The organism is Ekhidna sp. ABH4_415 (genome assembly GCF_056161305.1).
Window position 1 is genome coordinate 169,917 of sequence record NZ_JBSWYW010000006.1, and the last position, 16,644, is coordinate 186,560.

The window sequence follows — 16,644 nt, forward strand, 5'->3', positions numbered from 1 at the left end:
TCAAATTCCTGAAGATATCCATTAGATTACGGAAATATGGGATGTGCTAGTTGCGGTACCAGTGGATCGGCCGGATGCAAAAACAACGGTCATTGCAGCACAGGAGGTTGCAATAAACTCAACGTGTTTGATTGGCTATCAAATATGGACGTACCCGCTATGCATCGATTTGATGTGGTAGAGGTTCGATTTAAAAGCGGACGTAAAGAGTTTTACCGAAATTCCAAAAAGCTTGATATTGTGACCGGAGACCCGGTTGTGGTGAATGTTCCAAATGGGCACCATATTGGATATGTCTCATTGCAAGGGGAATTGGTTCGCCTGCAGATGTCGAAGAAAGGCATAAAAGATGACGATGAAGTAAGGGAGATTTATCGCAAGGCGACCTCCCGTGATATGGAGCGATGGGATGAGGCACGGAATCGGGAAGATTCTGTGATGTATCGTACGAAAGAAATTATACAGGATACCAAGCTGGAAATGAAACTGACAGATGTCGAGTTTCAGGCAGATGGAACAAAAGCCACTTTTTTCTACTCGGCTGAGGGGCGGGTAGATTTTCGAGAGTTGATCAAAATATTGGCGAGTGAGTTCAAAATCCGCGTAGAAATGCGACAGATCAGCGTTCGTCAGGAAGCAGGGCGCATTGGAGGTCTGGGTGTTTGCGGAAGAGAGCTATGCTGCTCCACCTGGCTCACAAACTTCAAAAATGTTTCCACTTCTGCAGCCAGGTATCAAAATCTGTCATTGAACCCGAGTAAATTATCAGGGCAGTGTGGGCGACTGAAATGCTGTCTCAACTACGAGTTGGATACCTACATGGAGGCGCTCAAAGATATTCCAGAGGTAGAGGAACCTCTCAAGACCCAAAGAGGTGTCGCAAAGCTTCAAAAAACCGACATCTTTCGTAAGATCATGTGGTTTGGTTACGACGATGATAATAACTGGCATGCAGTAGGCGTGGAACGAGTGAAGGAGATTCAGTCTTTAAATAAAAAAGGCAAAAAGCCGGTCACACTCCAGGAGAATGAATCCGAAGTGGATGTTGATACGTCCTCCATTAACAGTGATCTGGAGGCTATGGATAAAAAATTTAGTGGGAAAGGGAAAAAGAAGAAAAAGAAAAAGAAGCGTAATAAATTTAGAGGCAAAAAGCCACATCAGAAATCTGAAAAATCATAATATGAGGCACCTGTCTGTTATTTTACTTTTTCTATTTATCTCGGCATGTGACTCTAGCAGGGTCTACGAAGATTATAATGACCTGGAAGAAGCTTTTTGGCACCTGGATTCGATTCAGACTTTCCCGTTTCAAATTGAAGATACCACACGAGCATACAACCTGAAGGCTACTTTTAGAAACGCATCCTCTTACCCGTTTTACAACCTTTATTTTCAGTATACACTGAAAGATTCCAGCGGTAATGTGCTACAGCAGCAACTAAAGGAAGTTGATCTTTTTGATCCCAAAACTGGTGAACCGTATGGTAGTGGTTTAGGAGATTTATTTGATCATTCGTTTGTGCTTGAGGAAAACTATAAATTTCAAAGTACAGGAAAGTACGCTCTTTCCTTTGAGCAGTACATGCGAAGAGACACCCTTCCTTTTATCCTTTCAGTTGGAGCGAGAGTCGAATTCGCTGAGTGATTTGGGCCCCTCTTTCATTTTTCGGTTGGTATCAACGATAATGCTTTTTCATTCTAATTCGAATATAAAAACTTCCTCATTTTTTCTTTAGCGGCATCAATGTCCAGCCAAAATTCCCGACTGTGAAACCGCACATGCGGCCAATTTTTCATGATCAGATGGAAGTGTTGGAAGGCGTAAATCTGCTTTGGTGAAAGCGCTTGATAATAGCGTTCATCATCCGTGAGTATCAGTCCGGTATAGGTATCACCTTTCTTTACCGATAGATCAGCAAATGGAAGTTCCTTGGCCAGTTCGAACTCATTATACTCATGGAATGATTGATCCTTGATTCGATTTCTTAAAAACCAATCTACATGGTGTTCCTCATATTCTGGTATATGCGGCGTATACTTCCCTACACTCACATTCCATGCATATTCCAGGTATTTTTTCAGCAGTTTTGGTCCTTCATTTTTGGTGTCATCGGTCTTGAGTAGTTGAGGTAATATGCTACTCACAATAATTACCTTTTCTCTTGCGCGAGTTACTGCAACGTTTAGCCTGTTTTCACCACCCTGTGCATTCAGGCTTCCAAATTGGAGTTTTAACTTTCCTTTTTTATCTGGAGCATAGCCAGTGCTGAAAATGATTATGTCACGTTCATCTCCTTGTACATTTTCAATGTTTTTCACGAATAATGAATCGGGTAGAAGTATGCTCCTGTTGGCCGATTTCTCCTCCAGCAGATCCTGAATGAGGCCTTGTTGACGGTAGTTGAAAGTGACTATTCCGATCTCCTTCTCCGGATATTTTTTCAGTAAGCTGAATGTCTGCTCAATCACCTCATTAGCCTCTACTTCATTCTTTCCATCATCCCAGATTCCTTTGCATTGAACATATTCAATGGAGGGTTCTTTCTTATTCACATAGGAGTAATCCGGGAGCAAACGCAGCTTGCCCTTATAGAAATGTTCATTGGAGAAGTCAATTAACTCCAGCGACTTGCTTCGATAGTGACCTGCCAGACTCACCTCAGGCAAATAATGTTTAGTGAGATCAAGCAACGAGTCAATGGCCAGTTCGGGCGTATCATCTTCTTCATCGTCCCACCGCACTCTGTAAAGATCACTTGGTTGAAGTTGCATGCTGTCACCCGATACCACAATTTGCCTTCCACGATACATAGCCGGAATGCCCCTTTCGGCAAAACACTGAGAAGCCTCATCAAAAATGACCAGGTCAAAGTTTTCTCTCATTGGAAAGATCGCGGACGCACTTTCTGGAGAACACATCCAGCAGGGCAGAAGCGTAAATAACTCTTCTGAAAACTCTGAGATGACTTTTCTGATCGGCCAGATTCTTCGCTTTTTCGTAACTTGATGTTGAAGATCCCGATAGGTTATCCTGTTTTTCAGCCGATTGTATTCAATATTCTCGTAAGTTTTTTCGCGAGATTTCAGCAGTAAAATTTCCTTACTTGCTTCGCGCTTGGTCTCTATCTGGTCTCGGAGTTCACTGGCCAACGCATCCAGCTTCCCGGAAGCTACAGTTCTTAGGTTCGGATATTTAGATTCAATGTGATCGATCCAGGCGAGCGATAAGCTGTTTTTAAACAAAGCAATCCCCTCCTCAATCGAACCTGCATTACTGGACGTTATTTCATCCAAAACTTTAGACTCTTCTGAACTTAAATCCGACTTCAGCTTATGATACTCGCAGATTGCATCAAAATCCTTTTTCAGAAGTTTTTCCAGCTTATGAGGATCTTCCTTTTTCAGGATAATGGCCCGGATTTGATGGATATTCACATACCTCTTCCAAAGTGAAAGCTGATGAGGGATTTTATGAACCAAAGAAACCAGCTGATCCAGACGCTTGTGATAACTTTTGTGATCAAGTCGCGATACAGGGAGATAATCATTGAGAGACCGGATGGTTTGTGCCACAGCAAACATATTGAGCCCCATTTTTTGCCAGTAAAACCAATCCTGTAAATCGATCTTTCTGAATCCAGAAGGAAAATTATGTAGCCACGGATTTTCCTGAATTTGAGAAAGGGAATGTTCAAAGTTCAGCCGATTATCAATTCGTTCAACCAGAATGTTAAATCCCCGCTTATTACTCTTCAGGTCATTTGCAACCATAACTCTCTTTAGGAAGGTTTTTTCTTTAGAAAACAGTCGCCACTTTAGCCAGCTAAAAGGATTCTTTCGTGCTTTCATAGCGGATCTGAGAACTTCCTGAAATCGTCCTAAGTTTTCAGCTTTCAATGTACTCTCCAGACCAGCGCCCCGAAAGCAAGTCATCATGATTCGCTCGGTTTGCGAGAGCCAGTTTAGATCTTTGGTGGGCTTGTCAGCATTAAGTTGTTGATACACCTTGTAAACAACCCCCTCCTTTAATCCTTCGAAAAGTTCAATGAGTTCAGGCAGTTTATTGGCTAGGTACTCACCGGTTTCAAAATCTACTGGTTGGGAACAAAACTCCTTTGATGTAGCTAACAGTTTTTCATTAAAGGCTGGAACTTCATAAAGCACTTCCTTGAGTTTTACTAAATCCTTGGTTTGAAAACCAGCAAAGGATGGTCCCTTGGCCCAAAAGTGGGTGCGCTTCTCAAACTTATCGAAGTACTCCAGATAAGTTTTAAACCTCCTCATGGTTTCATCCAGTTTAGTGAAATGAAACGCCCGATACTCCAGGTTCATACTAAAGCTGGGTTGATCAGGGCTGCTCGTGAGATAAAGTTCTTTGGCGGATTTACCACATTCCGATTCATCAAACAATACATCCCTAAACTCCTGTAGTTCTTCAACTATCTGATCAATTCTCCTGCTGGCCTGCAGGAAACCGCGCTCCAGTTGGATGGCATCTAAGCTATTGTTTTTCTTTTCATAAACCTCTACCGATTCTATCTGCTGATCGATTTGTTCATAGATCGGTTTGCGATCATTTTTAAAGTCATGAACCAACGCCACAAAATCGTGCATCTCTTTTTCTTTGAGCCTTTGATACACCACATCCAGAGCTGCTTTTTTCTGACACACGAGAAGCACGTTCTTACCTCTGGCAATGAAGTCACAGATGAGATTACTTATTAGCTGTGATTTGCCCGTTCCGGGAGGTCCCTGCACAACAAGTGAATTTCCTTTTTTTATTTCCTTAAGTGCGTGCTCCTGGTACGCATCTAGGGGGAACGGTGTGAACGTGTTTTCTTCGTTGACCCGATCAAAAAGAGCAAGTTGATTCTCGTTTTCTTTCTGAATTTTTTTTACAAAGAATTCTTCCAGATCTGTTTCATTCTGATCTTCCAGAAGCTTTACATAGTCAGGAACGAGATAGGAACCGGATTGAGGAAAAATACCCAATACAGCCTGAGGAAACATTTTGAGCGAACCGGTCTTTTCACTGGATTCCAATTGGGATTTTTTCATATCCGCAAATGGCTTTAGCTCATCAGCAAAATTCTCCTGATTGAAATTCAGTTCAACACCACTATTCTTCAAAAGCTCATAAAGCTGAGTCCTAAAAACCGTGGCATCACGATCATAATCATCGATGACCGTCTCTATCAGCTCTTCATCCAGTGGTATTTGGTTGTAGTATGAATAGGCTAGCAAGAAAGTCTTGTTTAAGGTGATGTTCACATCATCCCTGCGAGAGAGAAACCACTCGTTTCCATTTTTTTCAATGGATACTGGGAAAAAGATCAGAGGACACCTTACCGGAGTTTCATCCGAGAATTTTCCTTTGATAAAGGGCCACCCAATGTACAGGTCCTTCGCGCCCCGTTCTTCGAAAATGAACTTCTCTATTCGCTGAATTTTTTTTAGGCGTTTGCTTAGATCATTGGATGATTTACTTCGGCTGTCCACCTCGCTGCAGAGAGGAATTTTCTTTCGCTGCTCAATAAGGTTTTTGATGATGTTGAAGCTTGCTTCATTTTCTGCATAGTCAAAATCATGAACATCAATGAATTGATCCTTCAGCAATCTTAGCAATAGAAGTGAACGATTGTTACCGGATAGATTACTTAACCTCCTTAAATATGACTTGAGGATTTTCTGCATAGCCTAGTCCAAATATGGCTTTAATCTCAGGAAAGTACGTTCATCGATCGCTTTTATTTTTAGCAGTTCTTCCGTGGACGTTATATCACCGTGTTGCTGGCGATAGTTGAGGATAATTCGAGCCAGGTCATAGTTGATGTATGGGTGTTTAGAAAGTACTTTCAGCGAGTCTGTGTTAATCTCAATTGGGTTTACATCAGACATAATTTGGAAGTGTTCTACTAGCTCTTTAATTGTCTCTGTCGTCAGTCCATATACTTCATTTAGTTGCGTGGTGTCTGCGAAACCACCAAGGAGCTTTCTGTATTTTACGATTCGTTCTGAATAGGCCGGGCCAATACCTTTTACAATTTGTAACTCTTCCGCAGTAGCTTTATTTAAGTCTTTTATTTCAATTTTGACAGCTTCCTTTTTAGGCGAGCTACTGGCATTTTTTTTCGCTCTTTTCTCGTAAGGTTTTTTAGTCGGGAGGTAAACTGATTTATCAAATGTTGATTTAGATTCCTTTTTGACTTCAATAGAAGCCTGTACTTCTTCCATCCATTTAAGTGCGGTACTATCTGCGACAATGGGCGCTCCTTTTTTGATGTTTTTAATTTTCCAATTAGTCAATAAAAGGCCTACGAGAATGATAATAATCAGCACCAAAGCACCTCTAGATTCGGTCTTGGTGAAGCCAATCGCTCGTGATATGGTATCAGTTAGGTATTTCAACATTATTTAAAATGATTCTAAATAAGGAATTGCTGATTTTTATCACAACCAATATACACAAGGCGCTGTTATTTTTGCCTTCGCAATTGATTGAGATGGAAGGATTTAAGGCTTTAGGACTGTCGTACAAGAATGCGCCGATCGAAATTCGGGAGAAGGTAGCTTTTAGCGAGCAAGAAGCAGGTCAGTTTTTACTGAGTCTGAAGGACATGTTCGAGATTGAGGAGGCTCTTTTGGTTTCCACTTGTAACCGAACCGAGCTTTATTATACGTCTAGTCAAATGCAGCATGATGAAATTATTCAATTGATTTCGTCATTCAAGTCAATTCCATCTGATAAACTTTCAGGGTTTTTCAGAACATACGACTCATCTTCAGCTTCCCGACATCTTTTTAGAGTAGCCTTGGGTCTGGAATCTCAGGTTTTAGGAGATATCCAGATCAGCAATCAGGTAAAAAGAGCTTATCAGCAAAGCGCTGATTTAAGTCTGGCTGGTCCTCATTTGCACCGATTGATGCACACCATCTTTTATGCTAACAAACGAGTGGTTCAGGAGACGAGTCTTCAGGATGGTACTGCTTCCGTAGCGTCTGTGGCTGTTGATTTGATTGGAGGATTCATTCGAAATATTGAACAGCCGCGAGTGGCATTAGTAGGCCTGGGGGAAATCGGTCAGAATGTGCTTGAAAACCTAAACAGCGATGAGGCTACTATAACATTAGTGAACAGAACAAAATCTAAGGCAGACAAGCTTGCGATTGGAAAAAATATTAAAGTCAGCGATTTTAATTCACTTGATCAGGTGATAGCTGATAATGATGTGATTATCTCAGCAATAACTTGTACCGATCCTATTATTTCTGCAGATAATCTTGGGCAGGGCTCTATCCATAAGCTCTTAATAGATCTTTCAGTGCCAAGAAGCATGAATACGGATCTGGAAAATGTTCCGGGTATCTCTCTTTACAATGTAGATCAACTTACAGAAAGAACGTTGAAAGCAAGGAAGGTGCGGGAAAAAGCCATTCCAAATGCGGAGTGGATCGTTGAAGAGGAGTTTATAAACTTTTCTAAATGGAAAAGTGAAATGGAGGTCTCTCCAACCATTCAAAAACTAAAAAACGCACTGGATCAAATCAGGAGAGAAGAGCTTGCCAGGCATAAAAAATTGTCCGATGAGGAAATGGAGTTGCTCGAAGTGGTGACTAAGAGCATGATCCAAAAAGTAATCAAGCTGCCTGTGCTACAATTGAAGGCAGCATGCAAGCGAGGGGAGGCGGATACATTGGTAGGAGTTCTCAATGACTTATTTAACCTAGAAGCCGCAGTAGTAGAAAAGAAATAGACCCGCTTTATATTTGTTTGCGGGGAGTATGCGGTATCTAACTTTAATTTTATTCATCTTTTGTTTTTCGGCTGTTCAGGCCGATCAATTCACTGTATTCGAAAAAGACGGGTACTTTGGCGTAAAAGACGAAACGGGCAATGTGACCGTGCCAGCTGTTTATGAAAAACTAGGATGGTCAGATGGATCCACGAATGTCGTAAGTGGTGTTATCGGATTTAAAAAGAATAACCTTTGGGGACTTATCAATGTGCGAAACAAGTCGCTGACAGGGCAGAAGTTCTACACCATTCAACCCATCGCCAACAATTACTTTAAAGCTTCGATAAAGGGAAGGTTTAGCAATCATCTATTTCATGGAATATTAGATGAAAAAGGTCGGACTATCATCAGCTTCAATTATTTCACTATTGAGCCTCTAGGCGCAAACTGGCTGGTAAGTGATTTTGATGGAAAACGTCAAAATTTTGGGGTAGTGTCTTTCCAGAATGAAATAATTATACCTTCAAAATATCGGCATATCATTGAGCGCCATTCATTATACACAGCAAAAAGATCTGGAGGTGAAATTGACCTTTACAACACCCGAGGGACGGTACTTGAACTAGGTCTTGATTCTCTCAGCTTTAACAATGGCTGGATTGCATTCCGGGACGGATATGCAGGATATCTCTCCAGAGAAGGAAAAAGCATTCATGATTTTAAATTCAAAAACATTCGGATTTCCGAAGGAGAAGCTCAGCCCATTGAATTTCCAGAATGGACGATTTATGAAGGAGATAGTGTATTGATGCAATGGGAATGCGACTCACTCACTATAAGTAAGAGTGGTCTTTTAATGGCCTACCTAAATGGAGCTCATCATCTCCTACTAAAAAATGCAACTTTACTCAACAAACATGAACTCGTTCTCAAGGAGTTTATTGACGATCATCTGATTGTTCAAAACAGCAAGACACGTTTATGGTCAGTATTGGATGAAGATGGTAACCGATTGTTTACTGGTTACGATTCTATTCATTTTCTGTCTGAACATTATGCTGCTATTGATAAAAAAGGCTGGTGGCTGTTCAATAAAAAGGGAGAAAAAGTAAATCGACTTCCTTTTCAAATGTTGATGGCGGGCAAGGAAAATCAATTCATAACAAAGCGAAATGAACATTGGGCTGTTTTTGATCCGAGAGAAGAAGACACGACGTACAAATACGACAGCCTTTCCCTTTTCTCAGGAGGCTACATTGTTAATTATCTAAACAGGTGGGGTGCCATGGATGAAGCTGGCAATTGGATCATCCGATCAGAGTTTGATGAAATTATTTCAATCGGAAACTTTCTCATCGGCCGGAGAGGAAAGGGGTACTCCTACTTCAAAAAAGGTGAACTAGTGTATAAAACCACCTCTTCTCCTGTTAGAATTTTGGGTTCTCACCTCCTTATCAAAGATGTGGAAGGCTATGGATTACTCAATTCATTAGGTGAAGTTTGGGTTCAGCCTGAATATGACACCATTCGAATGATTGGGGGGCAATTTGAACTAAGCCATGATGGAATGATTACCCTTAAGTCCCAATCAGGGAAAGTACTACTTCATTCAGATGAGGGCTACCAGCAGGTTCTGGATTATAGTGAGGGCTATTTTTTGATTGAAAAAGAAAACAGATGGGGCTTTGTAGATGACCGTGGAAGGCTGAGAATCAGCAACAGGTATGATGCCGCAGGAGCCTTTCATGAGGGTCTCGCTCCAATTATGCTTCGAGGCAAATGGGGGTTTATAGATAAAAATGAGGTAATTAAGATTCAGCCCTACTATGATTCCGTCACACCTTTTTTCGGCGGAGCTTCAATCGTTTTACAAAATGAAAAATATGGTCTTTTGGATAAAGATGGTGATGAAGTATTAGAACTTATTTGGAAATCTGTTTACCGATTGAGTACAGGTAATTATATTGTGCAAAATATGGATGATCAGTATGGTCTTGTTAATGGAGATGGCAGTTTCATTTTAAGGCCGGCTTTCGATTATCTGGAAGATTTTGGAGACCGGGTTTTGGTATCCAAAAATCGGGCCTGGGGTGTTTTGAACTACACCGGGCAACAAGTGTTTAAGATTAACCATGAGAGAGCAAAGATTGTGGGTAATTACACCATGATTAAAAATTAACTTTGCACTTCTTTAAAACAAAAGGGTAGGCCAGCTAAGTACCCAGAATATTTGTATGAATTTTAACCAACTTCTGGAGTCAGTAAACCAGAACATTAGTGAAGCCGTTTTTCGAAGTGACAAGAATGGATTGATCTATGTGAACAAAGCCTTTGTTAAAATGTTTGGTTTTGACTCAGAAGATGAGGTTAAAAACATTCCCATCATCTCAATGTACAAAGATCCTCGTGATAGAGATAGACTTCTAACCAGGTTGAATGATGATAATTCATATGAAAATGAAGAAGTTGTTTTTCTAAGAAAAGACAAGTCAGAATTTACTGGGCTGATGAGCACCACCATGCATAAAGACGAAAAGGGAAATTATTATTGGGATGGTGCGATCAGAGATGTGACCAAAGAGCGTGAATTTTTGGATAGTATTCGCACACGAGAACAGTTGCTTGAAAGCATCAACAAGAACATCAACGAAGCGATATATCGAAGCGAAAGTGAAAAAGGGATCATCTATGTCAATGATGAATTTGTAAAGATGTTTGGGTATGACACTGCTCAGGAAATCATGGACATGGATCCAATGGAATTATACAAAGATCCCAATGAACGATCAGAAGTTGGGAGGGAGGTCTTAGAGAAAGGATCCATTGAAAATAAGGAGGTAGAATTCCGAAGAAAAGATGGGAGTACATTCTGGGGTTATCTCAATTCAATCAAAATTGAAGGTGCTGACGGCAAAATGTACTTTGATGGGGCGGTGCGAAACATCACCAAAGAGAAGGAGGCTGAACGGGCACTCATGAGATATGCAGAGATGCAACGTATTCTGATAAATCTTTCTACAAAATATATCGACTTACCATTGGCCGAAGTAGAGCAGGCGATCAATGATTCGTTAAATGAGTTGGGTGAGTTTGTGGGTGCGGATCGATCCTATGTTTTTGACTTCAATAAGGAAAAAGGAGTTTGCAGTAACACCTACGAGTGGTGTGCCGATGGTATCTCTCCTGAAATTCATAACAATCAGAATCTTCCTTTGGAGATCATGCCTGAGTTGGTGAACGCTCACCTAAAGGGTAATCCTTTGATAGTGGATGATGTAAAGAAGGTGAAGAAAAAGGATTTTAAAGAGTTGTTGGAAGATCAGCACATTAAAAGCCTTATGACCATGCCCATGATCCACAACAAGGAATGCGTAGGCTTTGTGGGTTTTGATTGGGTGAAGATCCATCATAAGGCAAATGAAAAAGAAGTGTTGCTCTTGGAGTTGTTTTCTGAAATGCTGGTAAATATCCGAATCAGATCACACAATGAAAGAGAGCTGCACAAGCTATTCAGCAAAACGATCGAGCAAAACCAACGACTGAAGGATTTTTCTTACATCACCTCTCACAATTTTAGGTCATCAGTAGCAAACCTTGTAGGTCTGCTTACTATCATTGAAGATGATCCAACAAATAAGGAGTATTTCGATATGCTCAAAGCAACAGCCTTGAAACTCAATCTGGCTATTGATGCGATTAATGATTTGTTGAACTTTGAAAAGGATATTTCCATGCTTGAGAAGGAGGAAATAAATCTTTTGGAGGTGGTGAATGATGTGATTCTTCTAAATAGAAAATCTGCTAACGAGAAGGAGATTGTGTTTGATGTAGATATTCCTAAAGACCTCACGCTCAGAATTCTACCGGCTTACCTGCAAAGCATCTTGCATAACTTAATTACTAATGCAATGAAGTATGGGGTGACCAAAGACAAACGATTAATCGAAATTTCTGCAAAAAAAGAAGCAAAAGAAGTACTTTTAACAGTGGCAGACCAAGGTCGTGGGATCGATTTAAAACGATTCGGTGACAAAATGTTTCGGCTTGGCTCTAGATTTCATCCGGAAGAGGAGAGTGGGCACGGGATGGGATTGTATATGACCAAGCAGCAAATCGAAGCAATCAATGGTCGTATTGAGGTGGAAAGCGAAGTTAACCAAGGAACCAAGTTTAAGGTATATTTTAATGGGTAATCCAAATAAAATATTGCTTGTTGATGATGACCCGATTTTTCTGACTTTAGCAGAATTGGCCATTAAAAAAGAGCAAGAATCGATAGAAATTTTCAAGGCAATGAATGGTGAAGAAGCCATTAATTTTCTGAAATCACAATCCGTAGATATTATTTTTCTGGACCTGAATATGCCAGTAATGAATGGGTGGGAATTTTTGGATGCGTTTCCCCAGGTGGATAATAGTGGGAACCAGATTTACATTCTCACGTCATCAATAGACCCATCTGATCAGAGAAAAGCGGATGAAAACCCATTTGTGACTTCAATGCTTGAAAAACCCCTTGATAAAGAGAAAATATCAAAAGCATTAACATCTTAATCTGGAAATAACTCCAGCTGACTCGGTAATAACTGAAAGCTCATCCGATGGTGTGGTGTGCTTCCCTTCTCTTTTATTCCATCTCGATGCGCACGTGTTGGATAGCCAACATTGGTTTCCCACCCATACCCCGGAAAATCTATAGCCAACTGGCGCATCAAATCATCCCTGTATGTCTTGGCCAGGATTGAAGCGGCAGCTATGGAAAGATATTTTCCATCTCCTTTGATGATACACTCATGCGGAATATCATTAAATGGTTTGAATCGATTACCATCTATCAAAAGCAACTCCGGCGTAACCTTCAGATTCTCAACTGCCCGGTGCATGGCCAGGTAGCTGGCGTTCAAAATGTTGATTTCATCAATCTCACCTGGAGATGCGACTCCCACGCCCCAGGCCAGCGCATCTTTTACAATGTCTTTTTTCAACCCTACCCGCTGTTTTTCAGAAAGCTGCTTTGAGTCATTCAGTACCTCATGAGAGTAATCCTTTGGAAGGATCACAGCTGCGGCCACTACTGGTCCGGCCAGGCATCCTCTACCGGCCTCATCACAGCCCGCCTCAATTTTTTCTTTTTGAAAGTAGGGTTTAAGCATTGGCGATCAAATTTAATTGAAGCCTTCTTAAAACATACGAATTGTAAGGAAGGTTACTTTGTTGCTTACTTAATAATCCCATAGACCAGAAGGATCGTACATTACTAAAAACTAAAACGATGAAATACATAGTCTTAATCACAGGTTTATTCTTCTTTAATTGTCAAACCCAAGGCAATAATTCAGACAACACGAAAAAGGCTGCCTCCGAACAAGTCAATTATCAGAAATTGGACACAGCCACTTTTGCAGGTGGTTGTTTCTGGTGCGTAGAGGCATCATTTGATCAAATAAGGGGTGTTGCCGAAGCAGTTTCCGGCTATGCTGGCGGCAAAAAGTCCACTGCTGATTATCGATTAGTAAGCTCTGGGAGAACGGGGCATGCTGAAGCGGTCCAGGTTTATTATGATCCTTCGGTGATTGACTATGAAACCTTGCTCGAAATATTTTTTACAGCACATGATCCTACTCAGCTGAATAGGCAAGGCCCGGATGTAGGTGCACAGTATCGATCTGAAATTTTTTATCATAACGAAGGCCAAAAAAGAATGGCCGAAGCGAAAATGAAAGAGCTTGCACCTGAATTTTCAGACCCCATAGTGACCAGATTGAGTAAACTGGAGGCTTTTTATATGGCTGAGGAGTATCACCAGGATTATGAAAAAAAGAATCCGAACAATAGCTACATCGTGAATGTCTCACGTCCCAAAATCGAGAAAGTGGCCAAAAAATTTAAAGACAGACTGAAAAATAAATAAGAACGTCATGCCGGACTTGATCCGGCATCTTCTTTATTTGAAAAGAATTTTTCAATCGCATCTACAGCACACTTTTTACGCTCTTCCTCTATTCCTGACACAAGAGCATATGGAAGCTCGTGTTCTTCCAGGTAGTTTTTGTAAACTTCAAAAAAGTGTTGTCTCAAATTTGGGTGCTCCCGTTGTGGGTCTGGTCTCCAAGGGATGTCAATGTTTGAGAGCAGGTAGAAATCATACCTTCTCTTCTGGAGCTGGGTTTCGATCCAGGGATCAGTTTCTCCATATTTATGATCACTCCATATTTTGATCACAATTAAGTTGGTATCACAGATCAGGTAGTTGTTGGCATATCCTGCTTTCTCGTCTTCCCAGGCCAGTTGCCCCTCAGCAATAGATGTTAAATCTTGCTGTTCATAATCCCGGTCTAGCCGATCGATGTAAAAGCGGGCATACTCAGGTACCCACTCTGTATCGTAGTGTCTCGCAAGATGCTGGCATAGTTCACTTTTGCCTGTAGATTCAGGGCCTATTATGGCGATTTTTCTAGGTTTATTGACAATCACTTTTTAATGCTTTCAGTATAGGATGTCATTTCGAGCCTGTCTGCCGACAAAGGCAGGTGAAGCGAGAAATCTTTAAACCTGAGGTAAAGATTCCTCCTTCGTCGGAATGACACAAAAAGTATTCATTTCTCACCCATCAACAACTTCCTTCTCCAGGAAATCCACCCCAAAACAGCTATGTAGGTAAATACTAAAAATTGGAAGCTTGTAAACGGAAGTCCCTTATAGATATAAAGAGGTATAGCAATTAAATCACAGGCGATCCAGAAAATCCAGTGCTCTATTTTCTTCAGTGCCATCAGATACATGCCCGTTACAGCAAGTCCGGTAGTCATGGCATCTAAAATAGGCACATCACTATCGGTGAATTTTATGAGCAACAAATAGATGATTCCAAAAGCGGCCAGAAAGGTAGATACATTGAGCACATGGCCCCATCCGGAGCTTTTAGTGATCGGAATTTGGCTTCTTGCAATGTCTTTCGTGTTTTTCCAGTTCCACCATCCGTATACACTCATTACGAAATAGTAGACATTGATACCGGTTTCGGCGTAGAGTCCGTACTCGTAGGTCAGGTAGACAAAGATCAGTACGCTGACGATTCCGAATGGGTAAACCAAAATGCTTTCCTGCTTACTAAACCAGACGCTTAATATGCCGCATATCACAGCAATAAACTCCAGCCAGGTAGTTTCCAGCAATTGGTCATAAAACGAATTCCATATCTCCATAACATTGAAATTGAAAAGGGCAATTTGACACAAATCAACAGTTTGTTGTTGATTTGACTCAATAATAAAAATAAGTCATGCTTATCCCACTGTGTAAAAATATGTCTTGTCATAGTACTTATTCTAAGTAACCGACATAATTTTGCACGGCAAATAATCATAACAGTTCAGTATTATTTGCCATGACGACAAACGAAAAATTCCTCTTTGAAGCACTTACCTACGATGACGTGCTTCTTCTCCCCGGTTATTCTGAAGTACTTCCCCGTGACACTGACACTTCTGCACAGATCACTCGAAATATCCGATTAAATATTCCTTTGGTTTCCGCTGCAATGGATACCGTTACCGAGGCAAAGCTTGCTATTGCTATGGCACTGGAAGGAGGAATTGGGATTATTCACAAGAACATGACCATCGACCAGCAGGCGATTCAGGTGCGTAAAGTAAAACGATCCCAAAGTGGTATGATCCTGGATCCTATTACATTGGACATTGATGCCAAGGTAGGGGAAGCTGAGGCAATCATGCGCGAAAATAAGATCGGTGGAATTCCTGTCGTGGATAAAGAGCAAAAGCTGATCGGGATTGTGACAAACCGGGACCTTCGTTTTGAAAAAATCATGAAGCGACCGGTGAAGGAAATTATGACAAAAGACAACCTAGTTACTGCAACGGCAGAAGTGGGGTTGAATGAAGCAGAGGCAATTCTTCAGGAACATAAAATTGAAAAGCTTCCGATCGTTGATAAAAATGGAAAACTCACGGGGCTGATCACATACAAGGACATTCTTAAAAATAAAGATCGTCCTAATGCGTGCAAAGATGAGTACGGCAGACTAAGAGTGGGTGCTGCAGTGGGTGTAACACCGGATATTGAGGATAGAATCGCAGCACTGGTTAAGGCAGGAGTAGACCTGGTTTCAATTGATACTGCACACGGTCATTCCAAAGGGGTGATTGATATGGCAAAAAGAATCAAGAAGGCATTCCCTGATTTGGAAACCATTGTTGGGAATATCGCTACTCCGGAAGCAGCAAAGGCACTTGTGGAGGCAGGAGCTGATGCCGTAAAGGTTGGGGTAGGACCGGGAAGTATATGCACAACACGCGTAATTGCCGGTGTGGGCGTTCCACAGCTTTCAGCCGTTTATGAATCATCCAAGGCGATCCAAGGCTCTGGTGTTCCTGTTGTAGCTGATGGAGGAATTCGGTTCTCTGGTGATGTAGTCAAAGCAATAGCCGGAGGGGGAAACACTGTGATGATTGGATCATTGCTCGCGGGAACTGAAGAAGCACCAGGAGAGGTGATCTTATATGAAGGAAGAAAGTTTAAATCTTACCGAGGAATGGGCTCTGTTGAGGCAATGGAAGAGGGCTCTAAAGACCGCTATTTCCAGGATGCAGAGGATGATATTAAAAAGCTTGTTCCGGAAGGAATTGTAGGCCGTGTGCCTTTCAAAGGATCTGTTCAGGAAGTGCTTTATCAAATGGTAGGAGGATTAAGAGCCGGTATGGGCTACTGTGGGGCTGGTTCAATAGAGGACTTACAGAATGCGAAGTTTGTGAAGATCTCAGGAGCAGGCGTAGCAGAGAGCCATCCTCACGATATTCATATTACCAGAGAAGCGCCTAATTATAGTAGAAAGTGATGTCGCTCAAGCCGCTGGGCTTTTACTTTTTTCATTGTCAAAAAAGTA

General features: G+C 41.3%; 13 protein-coding genes. 8 read left to right on the forward strand and 5 right to left on the reverse strand.

Going from position 1 to position 16,644, the window contains the following annotated elements:
• Positions 1-36: 36 nt before the first annotated feature.
• Both ACXAH9_RS11940 and ACXAH9_RS11945 read left to right on the forward strand, forming a co-directional pair.
• Entirely contained in the window at positions 37-1,182 is a 1,146-nt protein-coding gene (locus tag ACXAH9_RS11940) for a PSP1 domain-containing protein (protein ID WP_474895094.1), read from the forward strand.
• 1 nt (position 1,183) lies between these two features.
• Positions 1,184-1,648 (forward strand): gliding motility lipoprotein GldH, encoded by a 465-nt coding sequence (locus ACXAH9_RS11945; protein ID WP_474895095.1) that lies wholly within the window; start codon positions 1,184-1,186, stop codon positions 1,646-1,648.
• 53 nt (positions 1,649-1,701) lie between these two features.
• Here ACXAH9_RS11945 and ACXAH9_RS11950 read toward each other — a convergent pair whose 3' ends face one another.
• Both ACXAH9_RS11950 and ACXAH9_RS11955 read right to left on the reverse strand, forming a co-directional pair.
• Positions 1,702-5,697 carry an AAA domain-containing protein gene (locus ACXAH9_RS11950; RefSeq protein ID WP_474895096.1) on the reverse strand — a complete coding sequence of 1,332 codons (3,996 nt, stop codon included), beginning with the start codon at positions 5,695-5,697 and terminating at the stop codon, positions 1,702-1,704.
• Between the two features lie 3 nt (positions 5,698-5,700).
• Complete coding sequence (locus tag ACXAH9_RS11955) at positions 5,701-6,414, reverse strand: ComEA family DNA-binding protein (protein WP_474895097.1); 714 nt, start codon at positions 6,412-6,414, stop codon at positions 5,701-5,703.
• 8 nt (positions 6,415-6,422) lie between these two features.
• Between ACXAH9_RS11955 and hemA the strand changes: the two genes are divergently transcribed.
• From hemA to ACXAH9_RS11975, 4 genes are read left to right on the forward strand one after another with little or no spacing between them, the layout of a single operon-like run.
• Positions 6,423-7,757, forward strand: a complete 1,335-nt coding sequence (hemA, locus tag ACXAH9_RS11960; protein WP_474895098.1) for a glutamyl-tRNA reductase — start codon at positions 6,423-6,425, stop codon at positions 7,755-7,757.
• A 28-nt stretch (positions 7,758-7,785) separates the two neighbouring features.
• Positions 7,786-9,918 (forward strand): WG repeat-containing protein, encoded by a 2,133-nt coding sequence (locus ACXAH9_RS11965; RefSeq protein ID WP_474895099.1) that lies wholly within the window; start codon positions 7,786-7,788, stop codon positions 9,916-9,918.
• Positions 9,919-9,973: 55 nt separating this feature from the next.
• Positions 9,974-11,932, forward strand: a complete 1,959-nt coding sequence (locus ACXAH9_RS11970) for a PAS domain S-box protein (RefSeq protein WP_474895100.1) — start codon at positions 9,974-9,976, stop codon at positions 11,930-11,932.
• The gene (locus tag ACXAH9_RS11975) at positions 11,925-12,293 is read left to right on the forward strand and encodes a response regulator (protein WP_474895101.1); all 369 of its coding nucleotides are present in this window, start codon (positions 11,925-11,927) and stop codon (positions 12,291-12,293) included. The genes ACXAH9_RS11970 and ACXAH9_RS11975 overlap by 8 nt, the downstream gene beginning before the upstream one ends.
• Here ACXAH9_RS11975 and ACXAH9_RS11980 read toward each other — a convergent pair.
• The gene (locus ACXAH9_RS11980) at positions 12,290-12,892 is read right to left on the reverse strand and encodes a ribonuclease HII (protein WP_474895102.1); all 603 of its coding nucleotides are present in this window, start codon (positions 12,890-12,892) and stop codon (positions 12,290-12,292) included. The two genes, ACXAH9_RS11975 and ACXAH9_RS11980, sit on opposite strands and share 4 nt — an antisense overlap.
• Before the next feature lie 119 nt (positions 12,893-13,011).
• Between ACXAH9_RS11980 and msrA the strand changes: the two genes are divergently transcribed.
• Positions 13,012-13,650: a peptide-methionine (S)-S-oxide reductase MsrA gene (gene msrA / locus ACXAH9_RS11985; RefSeq protein WP_474895103.1), complete on the forward strand. Its 639-nt coding sequence runs from the start codon at positions 13,012-13,014 to the stop codon at positions 13,648-13,650.
• A gap of 5 nt (positions 13,651-13,655) precedes the next feature.
• On the opposite strand, the gene ACXAH9_RS11990 is transcribed toward msrA, so the two are convergent.
• Both ACXAH9_RS11990 and pnuC read right to left on the reverse strand, forming a co-directional pair.
• Positions 13,656-14,213: an AAA family ATPase gene (locus tag ACXAH9_RS11990; RefSeq protein ID WP_474895104.1), complete on the reverse strand. Its 558-nt coding sequence runs from the start codon at positions 14,211-14,213 to the stop codon at positions 13,656-13,658.
• 122 nt (positions 14,214-14,335) lie between these two features.
• A complete protein-coding gene (gene pnuC, locus ACXAH9_RS11995) occupies positions 14,336-14,944 on the reverse strand; it encodes a nicotinamide riboside transporter PnuC (RefSeq protein WP_474895105.1) in 609 nt (202 codons plus the stop codon).
• Positions 14,945-15,126: 182 nt separating this feature from the next.
• On the opposite strand from pnuC, the gene guaB reads away from it, so the two are divergent.
• Positions 15,127-16,596, forward strand: a complete 1,470-nt coding sequence (guaB, locus tag ACXAH9_RS12000; protein ID WP_474895106.1) for an IMP dehydrogenase — start codon at positions 15,127-15,129, stop codon at positions 16,594-16,596.
• Positions 16,597-16,644: the final 48 nt, after the last annotated feature.

Bases quoted from the DNA above. Each gene is read 5' to 3' on its own strand.
- ACXAH9_RS11970 (WP_474895100.1), top strand. From the start codon at position 9,974: ATGAATTTTAACCAACTTCTGGAGTCAGTAAACCAGAACATTAGTGAA.
- pnuC (WP_474895105.1), bottom strand. From the start codon at position 14,944: ATGGAGATATGGAATTCGTTTTATGACCAATTGCTGGAAACTACCTGG.
- ACXAH9_RS11980 (WP_474895102.1), bottom strand. From the start codon at position 12,892: ATGCTTAAACCCTACTTTCAAAAAGAAAAAATTGAGGCGGGCTGTGAT.
- msrA (WP_474895103.1), top strand. From the start codon at position 13,012: ATGAAATACATAGTCTTAATCACAGGTTTATTCTTCTTTAATTGTCAA.
- ACXAH9_RS11945 (WP_474895095.1), top strand. From the start codon at position 1,184: ATGAGGCACCTGTCTGTTATTTTACTTTTTCTATTTATCTCGGCATGT.
- ACXAH9_RS11940 (WP_474895094.1), top strand. From the start codon at position 37: ATGGGATGTGCTAGTTGCGGTACCAGTGGATCGGCCGGATGCAAAAAC.
- hemA (WP_474895098.1), top strand. From the start codon at position 6,423: ATGATTCTAAATAAGGAATTGCTGATTTTTATCACAACCAATATACAC.
- ACXAH9_RS11955 (WP_474895097.1), bottom strand. From the start codon at position 6,414: ATGTTGAAATACCTAACTGATACCATATCACGAGCGATTGGCTTCACC.
- ACXAH9_RS11950 (WP_474895096.1), bottom strand. From the start codon at position 5,697: ATGCAGAAAATCCTCAAGTCATATTTAAGGAGGTTAAGTAATCTATCC.
- ACXAH9_RS11965 (WP_474895099.1), top strand. From the start codon at position 7,786: ATGCGGTATCTAACTTTAATTTTATTCATCTTTTGTTTTTCGGCTGTT.
- guaB (WP_474895106.1), top strand. From the start codon at position 15,127: ATGACGACAAACGAAAAATTCCTCTTTGAAGCACTTACCTACGATGAC.
- ACXAH9_RS11975 (WP_474895101.1), top strand. From the start codon at position 11,925: ATGGGTAATCCAAATAAAATATTGCTTGTTGATGATGACCCGATTTTT.